The organism is Paenibacillus sp. FSL H7-0714, from assembly GCF_038003765.1.
GTDB lineage: Bacteria > Bacillota > Bacilli > Paenibacillales > Paenibacillaceae > Paenibacillus_AQ.
Genome location: NZ_JBBOPT010000001.1, coordinates 4,753,186 through 4,765,974, shown reverse-complemented (window position 1 = coordinate 4,765,974; position 12,789 = coordinate 4,753,186). Strand labels below are relative to the sequence as shown.

General features: G+C 42.1%; 13 protein-coding genes. All 13 read left to right on the top strand.

All coding sequences use genetic code 11. The annotated features are described in order from the left end of the window. The first annotated feature begins 45 nt into the window (after positions 1-45). The gene (locus NST34_RS21290; protein ID WP_341128725.1) at positions 46-777 is read left to right on the top strand and encodes a class I SAM-dependent DNA methyltransferase; all 732 of its coding nucleotides are present in this window, start codon (positions 46-48) and stop codon (positions 775-777) included. Between the two features lie 65 nt (positions 778-842). Next, positions 843-1,439, top strand: coding sequence for a hypothetical protein (locus NST34_RS21285; protein ID WP_341128724.1), 597 nt, complete (start codon positions 843-845; stop codon positions 1,437-1,439). Continuing rightward, the gene (gene cysC / locus NST34_RS21280) at positions 1,436-1,999 is read left to right on the top strand and encodes an adenylyl-sulfate kinase (protein WP_341129578.1); all 564 of its coding nucleotides are present in this window, start codon (positions 1,436-1,438) and stop codon (positions 1,997-1,999) included. Before NST34_RS21285 ends, cysC begins: the two co-directional genes overlap by 4 nt. A 190-nt stretch (positions 2,000-2,189) precedes the next feature. Then, a complete protein-coding gene (locus NST34_RS21275; RefSeq protein WP_341128723.1) occupies positions 2,190-4,169 on the top strand; it encodes an AraC family transcriptional regulator in 1,980 nt (659 codons plus the stop codon). Between the two features lie 84 nt (positions 4,170-4,253). Beyond that, positions 4,254-5,282 carry a FecCD family ABC transporter permease gene (locus NST34_RS21270; RefSeq protein WP_042189822.1) on the top strand — a complete coding sequence of 343 codons (1,029 nt, stop codon included), beginning with the start codon at positions 4,254-4,256 and terminating at the stop codon, positions 5,280-5,282. Further along, positions 5,275-6,276 carry a FecCD family ABC transporter permease gene (locus tag NST34_RS21265; protein WP_149646941.1) on the top strand — a complete coding sequence of 334 codons (1,002 nt, stop codon included), beginning with the start codon at positions 5,275-5,277 and terminating at the stop codon, positions 6,274-6,276. The genes NST34_RS21270 and NST34_RS21265 overlap by 8 nt, the downstream gene beginning before the upstream one ends. A gap of 39 nt (positions 6,277-6,315) precedes the next feature. Then, positions 6,316-7,377 (top strand): NAD(P)/FAD-dependent oxidoreductase, encoded by a 1,062-nt coding sequence (locus tag NST34_RS21260; protein WP_341128722.1) that lies wholly within the window; start codon positions 6,316-6,318, stop codon positions 7,375-7,377. 235 nt (positions 7,378-7,612) lie between these two features. Beyond that, positions 7,613-8,392, top strand: coding sequence for an SDR family oxidoreductase (locus tag NST34_RS21255; RefSeq protein WP_076286617.1), 780 nt, complete (start codon positions 7,613-7,615; stop codon positions 8,390-8,392). Positions 8,393-8,531: 139 nt separating this feature from the next. Beyond that, the gene (locus tag NST34_RS21250) at positions 8,532-9,008 is read left to right on the top strand and encodes a GNAT family N-acetyltransferase (RefSeq protein WP_076286618.1); all 477 of its coding nucleotides are present in this window, start codon (positions 8,532-8,534) and stop codon (positions 9,006-9,008) included. 68 nt (positions 9,009-9,076) lie between these two features. After that, entirely contained in the window at positions 9,077-9,781 is a 705-nt protein-coding gene (locus tag NST34_RS21245) for a class I SAM-dependent methyltransferase (RefSeq protein WP_341128721.1), read from the top strand. 19 nt (positions 9,782-9,800) lie between these two features. After that, a complete protein-coding gene (locus tag NST34_RS21240) occupies positions 9,801-10,553 on the top strand; it encodes a DUF4184 family protein (RefSeq protein ID WP_341128720.1) in 753 nt (250 codons plus the stop codon). Between the two features lie 169 nt (positions 10,554-10,722). Further along, a complete protein-coding gene (locus tag NST34_RS21235; RefSeq protein WP_341128719.1) occupies positions 10,723-11,961 on the top strand; it encodes an ATP-binding protein in 1,239 nt (412 codons plus the stop codon). 125 nt (positions 11,962-12,086) lie between these two features. After that, a complete protein-coding gene (locus NST34_RS21230; protein WP_341128718.1) occupies positions 12,087-12,749 on the top strand; it encodes a DUF421 domain-containing protein in 663 nt (220 codons plus the stop codon). Positions 12,750-12,789 lie beyond the last annotated feature (40 nt).

Genomic DNA, 12,789 nt, shown 5'->3' with positions numbered 1-12,789 from the left:
CTAAAATTACCCAAAAGAATTTTCTTACAGCAAGGAGGTATTCTGTTGGATTACAAAGGGTCATCGGTGTATGACAATGAAGATTTTTTCTATAACTATTTATTGAGAAGAAACAGAGCGGATAGCCCAAATAACATTATTGAAAAGCCGGTTATATATGATCTTATGGGCGATGTACTTGGGAAAAAGGTGCTCGATTTAGGATGCGGGGATGCTAAGTTCGGATATGAGTTGCTTGAGCAGGGATGTAACTTTTACGAAGGTGTGGAAGGTTCAAGTAATATGGTCAAAGCGGCAAAAGAACTGTTAAATACATCTAAACGTGAGATTCACCATGCTACTATGGAGAGTTGGAATTACCCAAAAGAGAAATATGATTTGGTAATCTCTCGATTGGCTATTCATTATTTACAAGACCTAGAACCAATCTTTGATAGTATCCGTAGTGCGCTTATCCCTAATGGTCAGTTTATTTTTAGTGTACAGCATCCGGTTCTAACATCATCCATGAAAAGTGCAACAACTTCAGAAAGAAAGTCGGACTGGATCGTCGATAACTATTTTGAAATGGGTAAGAGAATGGAGCCTTGGATTGGAGAAAGTGTAGTTAAGTACCACAGAACTTTTGAAGAGTATTTTCAGTCACTGAAACATGTTGGATTTAAAATAGAGGATATTAGAGAATGTAAACCAAATCCTCAGTTTTTTAATAGTGAAGGAGAGTATAAGAGAAGGATGAGGATCCCACTTTTTCTCGTGTTTAAATGTATAAAATAGTTTGTTGAAGTAACGCTAGTCTAATGAGCATATGAATGAAAAGAATTGCAATAAGGAGGACTAAGATGAAACGGATGCAGTACATACGCCCAACCGAGCATTACGATCAAAGAATTACTGATATCGATGAGCAGATTTGTGCATTGATAAAACAACGTAAGGAACGCTCGGATAATAATCCAGGATTCCCATCTTTTGAGTATATTTCAGATTGGGCGGCGAAGTTTGAACTCTACGAGGATTTTTTGAAAACGGTATTTGGGACATTATTTAGTGAAGATCATTTTAAGCCGATGGTCGAGCCAACGGATTTTAGAAAACATATTGCTGTTCTACAATCTATTGAGGCAGATGAGTTCTTCTATACACTGACCTCTATACGACAATACAGTAATGCAAGTGTTGTCACGCTTAGTATAGATTGGGATATTACCTCTGAATTATTTGCCAATAAACTTAACCATTTTGAGCTGTGTATAGGAGAAGCGTATGACAGTAGAATGACGAATGGCGGAAGTTCATCAGGACATGCAGCTTATAACTACGTAGTATCTCCGCCCCTCCCTGACGATATCTCCGGTATTAAATTAGAGTTCAGGGAATTTAGTTCACCCTTAAAGAAGGACGGGACAGGTACTGAAATTGTGTTTAAGCTAGAATAACTATACAAAGTATTTTAACAATAGAATCTAGCAGGAAGAGGTACGTATCTATGAATCAAATGATCTGGCTAACTGGACTATCGGGTTCAGGTAAATCTACGCTTGCAGAGGAACTGAAAAATCACATTGAGAATTGCTACATTCTGGATGGTGATACATTGAGGAGAGGTATTAATCAGGATCTTCAATTTAGCGAAGAAGATCGATTGGAAGTTGGTAGAAGAATTGGTGAGATTGGTAAGATTCTGCTTGATGCGAACCTGAATGTGATCGTTGCCTCGATCTCTCCCTACCGCTCTACACGCGATAAGGTCCGTTCTCTCATAGGGGATTCCTACAAGGAAGTTTATGTTCAATGTCCTTTGGAAGTATGTGAGGAGAGAGATCCGAAAGGTCTATATAAACAAGCAAGAGCCGGACAAATCAAGCATTTTACGGGTATTGATTCTCCATATGAGGAGCCCGTTAGCCCGGATGTGATCGTAGAGACAGACAAGTTTTCCTTAAATGAATGTGTGTCGAAAATCCTTCAACACACATCAGCTATGGGGAGGAAATAAAACATTTATTAAATTTGATAGAAAGACGAGCAAACGAATCAATTGTTGCTCGTCTTTTTTACGTTCCATTGTCAGTAACACTGCTGGAAAATAGTTCTGCGAATATCATTGTAAATGATAATCATTATCATATATGATGGGGGTATAAATCTCTCAACATGGAGTGATAGAGAAGGGGGAGCGCAAGACGGTGACATTGAATGATCAAGCTTTGCTATGGAATCAGGCATTCATCAAGATCATAGATATACGACATACAAGAATGGAACAAGGCGAGGAGCTGCATGCGTACAGAATGCCCTCAAGCGTCTTCTTATATGTGACTAGAGGTAGCGCACATCTCCAACTGGACGGCATAGCACACCGCATCAGCCGGTTTTCATTGCTCCATGGGGGCAAGGGTCTCTACCTTGATATTACGGCAGATGAGCTGCTGGAATACTATATTATTTTGTATAAAGCGGTACTAGCACTACCATCCCGTCAAGAAACGATCAAGCTGATGGAGAAGCACAATCCGTTTCAAATGCAATATGTATTTAAGCCCCATTATCCGATTTCCGTTTTCCATCATGTCACCTCCATGAGCAAGGAGTGGCATCGTTCAGATCTACTCAATAAGCTTCAAGTTAAAGCGATATTTTATCAAATGGTTTATGAAATTCTAGAGCAGATGGAACGCCAGAATATCATAGCCGTTAAGCCTGACTTGGTGGCCCAAGCGGTTCGTTATATTCATGAACGCTATCGGGAGCCGATAACGCTTGAGACGCTGCTTGAACACCTTAGTTGCAGCTCCAGACAGCTACTGCACGCCTTTAAGAAGCAAGTGAGAACGAGCCCGATCGATTATTTGATTCAATTGCGGATGAGCAAAGCGAAGCAGTTGCTTCTATCCACAGATTTCACGCTGAAGGAAATTGCCGAGAGTGTAGGCTATACCGACAGCTATTATTTCAGCCGTATCTTCAAGAAATACGAGGGTGTTTCTCCCACCAGCTTTAAAGAAGCAGCGTTGCAACAGGAGCAGCGTCGAAATAATCCATCCTTCGTGTTCAGATCTCCCATTGTTGCTAGAAGGCAGCAACGTTATATTGGTAATGAGTTTGAGAATCATTATCAATATAAAAGAGAAGGGGAAATACCGATGTATCGTAAGTCAAGAACAACAATGGCAGCAACCTTATTATTTTGTTTCGTTCTCTTTTTGAGTGCATGCTCGACAGGGGGAACGAATGTCACACCGACAAGCAACAGCACTTCTACTAATAATGTTGCAACTTCCGCAAGTCCAGCTGCGAGTCCGTCGACGGATGTAAGTAATGACACAAGAGTGATTAAGCATGCGATGGGGGAAGAAACGCTTACCGGCGCCCCTGAACGTGTTGTCATATTGACCAATGAAGGAACAGAGGCACTTTTGGCACTGGGCATCAAACCGGTCGGAGCCGTTCAGTCTTGGATTGGTGACCCTTGGTACGACCATATCAAGAAAGACATGGAAGGCGTTACGGTTGTGGGAGACGAGCTTCAGCCGAATATTGAATTGATCGCGAGCCTCAAGCCGGATCTGATTATCGGTAATAAGGTCAGACAAGAGAAAATCTACGACCAATTAAAGCAGATAGCTCCGACGATATTCTCCGATGACCTGGCAGGAGATTGGAAGATTAATTTCAAACTCTACTCCGAAGCTTTAAACAAGCAGGAAGAAGGAGCGCAGGCGATGGCGGACTTCGATAAACGAGTTGCGGAAGTCAAGGCGAAGCTCGGTAGCAAAGCAGACACGAAAGTGTCGGTGGTGCGCTTCTCCGCGAAACAAGTGCGTATTTATCAGAAGCAAACGTTCTCCGGCGTGCTCTTGAGCCAATTAGGAATTGCACGGCCTGAATCGCAGGATAAAGACTCCTTTATCGAAGTTATGACCAAAGAGACGATTCCTAGCATGGATGGTGATGTTCTCTTCTATTTCGTGTCGGAGACTCCGGGCAAGGACGATGCATCGAAGGTCGTGGAGGAATGGAAAAAAGATCCGTTGTTCCAAAATTTGAGCGTTTCAAAGAACAAAAAGGTGATTCAAGTCGATGAAGCAATCTGGAACTCGGCAGGCGGATATGAAGCAGCCAATCTGTTGCTGGACGAACTCGTTAAATACTTTGATGTGAAATAATAAAGGCGGATCGAATCAACAAGCTGGCGCTGTATTCGCGTCAGCTTGTTGACGATTCCGGCAGTTTAGTTGTTAAGACTGCCAATGAATAGGAGGCTCGGTGCAGACGTGAATGGTTCTTTCCTAAGCAAGCGAAAGCTCGCCGGCCTAGTTGTCGGTGCAATTTTGCTTCTAATTAGTATGTTATGCAGTGTATTGTATGGTCTTCATCAATTCAGCTTGAAAGATCTATGGCTGGCTTACAGTCAATTCAACGGTTCGAACGAACATCTTATTCTGACGAAGGTTCGTGTTCCCCGAACCCTGATTGCGGCACTGGTGGGGGCAAGTTTAGCAGTAGCCGGGGCAATTATGCAGGTTCTGACAAGAAATCCGCTGGCTTCGCCCTCTGTCTTCGGTGTAAATGCGGGCGCTGTGCTATTTATTGTCATCGGGCTACTCGTATTCGGTTCCTCGTTAACGATGAGCGGCATGGTCTGGCTTGCTTTCGCAGGTGCGGTCGCAACATCGGCGGTTGTCTATACGCTTGGATTGCAAGGAGGCGGTTTCGAGCCTGTAAAGCTGACCTTGGCCGGCGCTTGTATGGCAGCTTTCGCTTCCTCTATTACATCCGGCATTATTCTAATTAATAAGCAGTCGTTGGAATCAGCCCTATTCTGGATGATCGGCTCTGTAGAAGGAAGAAATCTGGAGCATTTATTGATGGTTCTGCCTTATATGGCAATAGGAATGACGATCTCACTATTACTATCGGGCTCGTTAAATATTATGGCGATTGGAGACGATAGCGCGAAGAGCTTGGGACAGCGTCTAACGCTGGTCCGCGTGCTGTCGGCTACGGCAATTGTACTATTGGCGGGAAGCTCGGTAGCAGCAGCTGGTCCGATTGCTTTCATAGGACTTATTGTCCCTCACTTATGCAGATACATCGTTGGGCATGATTTTAGATGGCTGCTTCCTTATACCGCATTAGTTGGGGCGATTCTTTTGGTGACTGCGGATTTAGCATCGCGCTTTATTCTGGAATCCAGAGAAGTTCCGGTTGGTGTCGCAACGGCGATTATCGGCGTTCCCTTTCTGATCCATGTGGCTAGGAGGAAACAGCATGCTTAAAGCGCGTATAGCGAAGCATTCGTTCTTGTTGTTTTTAGGTTTAACTTGTATCGTTGCCGCCTTGTCGCTCCTTAGTTTATCCGTTGGGGGAGTTAGCGTACCATTAAAAGAGGTACTTGCTTCTCTTACGGGGCGAAACGCAGAAGCCAGTAACCTGATCATTATGCAGTTCCGTTTGCCTCGAATAGTAGCCGCTATACTCATTGGCGCAGCATTGGCAGTAGCGGGTGCGCTATTACAGGGCGTCATCCGCAATCCTCTCGCTTCGCCCGATCTGCTGGGTGTAACCGGAGGGGCATCGGTAGCTGTGGTTGCCTTCATGACTTTCGTGACCGGGTACAGTATCCACTGGGTACCGTTCATTGCCATCGGCGGCGCGTTGGTTGCGACAACTATTAATTATGTATTTGCTTGGAAAAAAGGTGTTTCGCCGTTTCGGCTGGTGCTGATCGGTATTGGCATTTCTACCGCAATGGGCGCGCTCACTACGTTTCTGCTAATTAGCGGGCCGGCTTATTTGGCCGCACAAGTGCTGAATTGGATGACGGGAAGCATCTACGGCACCAATTGGAGTTATATTGAAGTGCTGTGGCCGTGGGTAGCGGTATTCATTCCTTTATCGCTACTGCTCGCGAAGGAATTAAATGTGCAATCCTTAGGTGAGGATGTCGCTCGCGGGCTTGGAAGCAGGCTTCAGTTAAGTCGGATGATTCTCTTATTTTATAGCGTTGCACTTGCCGGTGCTGCAGTTGGCGTAGCCGGGACGATATCGTTCATCGGATTGATGGCACCTCATATCGCCAGAATGCTTGTTGGAAATTCTTACAAGCTGATCATCCCGGTATCCGCCTTAATAGGTGCAATCATTCTACTGTTGGCGGATTTGGCAGGAAGAATGCTTTTTCAACCGCTAGATGTTCCGGCAGGCGTGTTCACAGCAGGCATTGGAGCTCCTTTTTTCATGTATCTGCTGTTTAAGCGCAAGAAGATTTAGATCTTCTTTCAAGAGGATGAGAACAGAGGGAGGCAAAGAATGGTTCAGAAATTGGAGCTTTTTGACGTAACTATAATCGGTGGAGGACCGGCGGGGTTGTATGCTGCCTTTTACAGTGGAATGCGCGACATGAAGACGAAACTGATTGAGGCGAGAGAGGAACTCGGAGGAAGGACATTAATGTATCCGGAGAAGATCGTCTGGGATGTCGGCGGCATGGCCCCGAATCGCGCAGCGCAGCTGACAAAGCTCATGATCCAGCAAGCTCAAACTTTTGATCCGACCATTGTACTGGGTCAACAAATTACCGGGTTAGAGAGATTGGTTGATGGCACGATGCGTATAACATCTGCGACCGGAGAGCAGCATTGGAGCCGGACGCTGATTTTGGCCATAGGCCATGGTGCGCTAAAGCTTGCTAAGCTTAACCTGCCCGGAGCGGAAAATTACGAAAAGGATAATCTCCATTATAACGTTACGGATGTGGCAAGCTTTCGCGGTAAAAGAGTGCTAATCTCCGGAGGCGGTGATTCAGCTGTCGATTGGGCTAATGAACTAGTAGGAATCGCTTCAGCGGTTACGCTCGTGCACAGGCGGGAACGATTCAGTGGTATGGAACGGAATGTGAGGCGGATGAAGGCATCGAGCGTTCAAGTTCTTACGCCATATGCCATTAAGGATTTATATGGGAATGGCAATCGCCTTGATGCTGTTTCAATCGCTCCATTAAATGCGGACGGGGAATGGACGGATGAAACAGAACAGGAGCATCTTGCGGTGGATGCCGTCCTAATTAATCATGGGCTACGCGGGGATTTAGGCCCTATTGTAGATTGGGGGTTAGTGAGAGAGGATTGGAATTTTAATGCGGACGAGAAGCTGGCAACCAATCTTCCGGGAGTGTTCGTGGCTGGAGATACGGCAAATTACGGCAGCAAGCTTTATCTTATTGCCGGAGCTTTTACGGATGCAGCGTTAGCCGTGAACAGCGCCAAGTTGTATATCGAGCCGGATGCGTCAACAAGAGCGCAGGTCTCCTCACATAACAGTAAGTTTGATGAGAAGAACAGGGCGTTAGAACTTGTAGAGGAACGAAGCTGAAGGGATGACTTACAAGCGATGTAAATTCATTAATAGTTTTGGAAAGTTTATCTATGTTTGAAGCAGAATTTCAGCTGCTATTGTTAAAGGATAGAACAGTAACTGTTCCTACACTAATTCACATAATTAATAAGACGGTACACTATCTCCCTTATAGATTAGTGATGCTGAATCTGCTTATGTCTATGGATCTCTACCTATCTATCCTTCTAATTTATGATCGGAGATGGTATAGATGAACTCATTGAAAAATAAAATAGCAATCGTTACTGGAGCAAGCAGATCCACAGGAATCGGAACAGCCATATGCCGTTCACTTGCAAGCCAGGGGGCAGATATTTTCTTTACGCATTGGCATCCTTTTGATGAAACGGAAGGGAATGGTGGAGAAAAGGAATGGCCGGAGCAACTTTGTGCAGAACTGAAAAGCTTGGGAGTCAGGGCGAGTCACATGGAAGCAGATTTTTCCAATCCTGAAATCTCAATAAAGATTATGGATCAGGTAGAACAAACTTTAGGAAATGCTTCCATTTTGATTAACAATGCAGCTTATTGCGTGCCCACGAATTATCAGAACCTGAGCATCACTTCGTTAGATCAACACTATGTAGTGAACAATCGTGGCACGGTTTTACTCAGTACTGAATTTGCCAGAAGATTCGAAAAGAATCATTCAAAGGGGACTCCAGGTAGAATTATTTTTATGGTTTCTAAAGGGCCTGACCCTGATAACCTGGCTTATATATTGACAAAGGGTGCATTAATTGGATTAATTGAACCTCTTTCTGTTGGTTTAGCTCCGCTACATATCACAGTTAATGGTTTTGATCCGGGTCCTACGGATTCCGGGTGGATAACGAATGAGATGAAAACTCATTTTTTGCCTATGTTTCCAATGGGAAGAATCGGGTTGCCTGAAGATGCAGCTAGAGGCATTAGTTTCTTAGCGAGTGATGATTCGCAGTGGATTACGGGGCAAGTGATAAAGTCTGAAGGTGGATTTCTAGGAAAATAAAAGATATAAGTACTTCATCCTGGCTACCGATTGAACGGTAGCCTTTTTTAGCTAGTGGGCAGACTCTCGCTACAAAACATGGAAAATGATGATATAATATCCAAACTCAATAATTTAGATATGAAGGGAGAAGCCCAGCATGATTACTCTCAGAAAGATCACACTAGAAAACCGACGTGCTATTTTCAATTTGGAGGTTTCAGACGATCAACGTCGCTTCGTAGCTTCCAATTTATCAAGCATGGCTTCGTGTTATGTCCTTGTAACCAATGGTGGTCATCCATTTCCGTTTGCGATTTACGCGGATGAAGAGCCGGTTGGTTTTGTGATGATGACTTATGGAATCACTGGATATGAAGTGCCATCCTTTGTAAATGATAGCTATTGTATCCTGCGACTAATGATTGATAAACGATACCAGAATCAGGGGTACGGCCGAGAAGCCATGACAAGAATTTTAGAATTTATCCGCACTTTACCGGCTGGCCCCGCACAATATTGTTGGATTTCTTATAAGGCTGATAACTTGCCCGCTAAAAGGCTCTATGAAAGCTTCGGTTTCCGTGACAGCGGCGAAATTATTGAAGGAGAGCTAACAACCATATTGCGACTTTGATTTGTTTTCCACTTTTCAAAGGTAGTTTCTTCAGCATTATGCTTAATTTAGAAAGCCCGAGGTGTGATATGGAAAGAGTAGCGAATATTAGAATGGAAGAGAAGAGATATCATGATATGTGTTACGATAGTTATAATTTATTCGAGCCAGGTTCCTGGCTACATAGACCCGTACAAACGGCAATCGATCTTTTAGAAGCGTACACCGCTCAAGAATATTTAAGTGTACTAGATTTAGGATCTGGGATTGGTAGGAATAGTATACCCATAGCGGAATCCATGAAAAATAGAAATGGTAAGGTTGTTTGCGTGGATTTATTGGAGTCGGCCATAGAAAAATTAGAGAGTTATAGTCAGAAATTTGGGGTAGAACCCTTTATTGAGACAAGATTTTCAGACATTGAACATTTCGTTATAGATAAGGAGGAGTATGACATTATTTTAGCAGTGTCTTCTTTGGAACATGTAAGTTCGGAGAAGGTACTTCACAGAAAACTTAATGAAATGATTTGTGGAACAAAAACAAATGGTACCAATTGCATTATTATCGGATCGAACATACAAGAGGTAAACCTTGAAAATGGACAAGAATTAGATCCAATGTTTGAAGTGAATTTATCTACAGAAAAAATGCTGGACTTATTAGTTCATCAGTACACTGAATGGGAAGTTCAACAACAATTTGTAAAACAATTAGAATATGAAATTGAAAGAAACGGACAAGCTGTAAAACTTACAATAGATTGTATTACCTTTGTTGCTAAGAAGTTATAAAGAACACTAGGAGATGGTTATGCCTTTTACCTTTGCTCATCCTATATTTGCACTTCCGTTTAAATATGTGAAACCAAAATATTTTAGTACTACAGGCTTGATATTAGGAAGTATGTCGCCTGATTTTGAGTATTTTATTATGCTTGAGCCCTATCAAAGTATAGGCCATTCTATTACAGGACTATTTTTGCAGGCGATTCCCCTATGTGTGATCCTTGCAGTGATTTTCCATGTCATCGTAAAGGAAATATTAGTATTGCAACTTCCTTCAAATTATAATATTGATCAACGAGCATACAATACCTTAAGCAAGTGGAGATTGAATCCTAAGGGCTGGGTAGTGTTTATCCTATCTGTGATAATTGGTTTTTTAACTCATGTGTTCATCGATGGATTTACACATTTCAATGGTTACTTTGTTGAGCGATACTCCCCTCTAAGAGACCTAATGATTTATAATTTCCCTCTTTATAAAATACTGCAGCATTCTTTTTCGGCATTCGGATTAATCATGCTAACCTGGATGATAATTAGTTCTTTGTATCGACACCATGAAACGATAACGACAATACCAGCGGTTTCTACGAAACAAAAGATTGTTTTCTGGACATCAGTAGTTGTTGTAGCAGTTGTTTTGACCAGTATAAAGTTATTTTTTAGTTCGAGCGGGAATATAATCGGTATTTTTGTGGTTTCACCTATAACGGGGATATGCTTAGGAATTGTACTTGCATCGCTCATTATAAGCGTGATACAAACAACAAAACAATAAAAATCATCGCTTCATCAAAGCATCCATAGGGTGCTTTTGTTTTTTATTATTTTAAAAATGGTTGAGAAATACATAGTTAATAAGGGGAACTTTACTTATAATATTATTTTAGCGTATTTTTCCAGTACGCTGTATTTTAAGCAACACTAGGCTGAAAGGAAGTTATCCCTTGTTTGAGACCTTGCTTTTGAATTTCTTGTTTTTATTGTTTCCAATCTTAATTTTTCTACTTTTCTTTGAGAATCGTGCTTTTGCTTATAATAGTAAGATTCTAGTTCTACTGTCGGCAGTGACCATGTGTCTCTGTATAGCCAAACCTTTTAAACTCGATATGGGCTTTATTTTTGATTTGAGATATGTTCCGTTTATTATTGTGGCTCTTTTTGGTGGATACAAGAACGTTCTACCGCTATATATCCTTTTAAATATCTATCGATTCTATGTAGGTGGAGAGGGTACGTTACAATCCTTTCTTTTCGCCACTTCAATCCTGATTCTGGTTCCTCTATATAGTAAAAGATTCTTAAAACTAGATTCGAAAAGTCGCATCATCGCGGCAACAATAATTTCTTTTCTGACAATGGGATTTTACCTAATTATATTAGGTTTTACACAGGGGAGTTTAAATAGGGAATATTGGTTTCTCACCTTAAATGCCTTTACGACGCATGTCGGGGTGATGTGTATCAATATGATCTTAATAGAAAAGATTATTACTAATATTAAGAATCGCGACCGAATTATGCAATCTGAAAGATTAAATGTCGTGAGCGAGCTAGCGGCAAGTGTATCACATGAAATCAGAAACCCGCTTACAGTGACCAGCGGTTTTTTGCAGCTGTTGAATAAATCTAAGACGATCACAAGGGAGGAGAAACAGTACGTAGAGTTATCTCTATTAGAATTACAGAGGGCTGAAAAAATCGTGAGTGACTATCTTTCATTTGCTAAGCCGCAATCCGATAATATGGTTTATTCCAACATGCAGGAGGAGGCAGAATATACTAAAAATATCATCATGCCTTATGCCACTATGCACAAAGTAGAGGTCAAATTTAATTTTAATAATTCACTATTCAAAAATTATGATCGGAACCAAATACAGCAATGTCTTATTAATCTATATAAAAATGGAATCGAAGCCATGAAGGAAAAGGACGGTGGTACGCTGTTCATCGATATTTCGGAAAAAAAACAAAATATTATTATCAGTATTCGCGATACTGGCATTGGAATGACAAAGGAAGAAATATCGCGTCTCGGTAAACCGTATTATTCGACCAAAGCCGAAGGGACAGGACTGGGAATGCTTATGGTCTACAGTACCATTGATAAAGTGAAAGGCATTGTTGAAGTTGATAGTGAAAAAGGCAAAGGCACAACGTTCCTTATCACCATTCCAACATAAGGGCAAGTTGCAGAGCGTCTCGTTTGCTGTTTATCCCCCACTAGGAGTGTGTAATACCTTTCATGAATGGATTTCGTGTCATAAGGGCAACGACCTTGTGCGAGGTCCCAGCTGGAGGTGCAGCAATGGAGATATTTGTAACTATAGGTGTCAAACTGATCATTAGTTTCTTTGGTTTGTGGATCATTACCTTTATTACTGGCCGCAAGACGCTTAGTCAATTGACGCCACTTGATTTCCTGTCATCATTGATTTTAAGTGAGATTGTAGGGAATACGATATATGATAATGAGGTGAAGATCTGGCATCTGCTGTTTGCGCTTTTCATCTGGACCGCTTTGTCTTATTTGTTTGAAAAGGCAACGACCCATTTTGTGAAGTTCGGGAACATGGCGGAAGGCCGGACGGTGTTGCTTATTGACGATGGCAAAGTGAATCAGGATTTGATGGAGAAATACGATATTGAGTTTACCCAACTGCTGTTTATGCTGCGGCAGCAAAATATTTTTTCTCTAAGTGAAGTGAAGTATGCTCTGCTCGAAACGAATGGTTCACTGTCGGTTATGCGCAAGTCTGAAGAGGAGCAATCGGAGCAGTCTTCCTCCTTTTCCATTACAGTTATTGATAAAGGTAGGCTGCTAGAAGATTCGATGCGTGGCAGAACGATGAATAAGATACAGATCCAGGAATGGATCAGGGAGCATGGCTATCAATGCGTTGAGGACATTGCTTATGCTGAATACAAGGAAGACGGATCACTTTATATCATACCTAAAAACAAACCATAAACCTTGTTAATAGTAATATATTTTAATGGAGGTACATCTT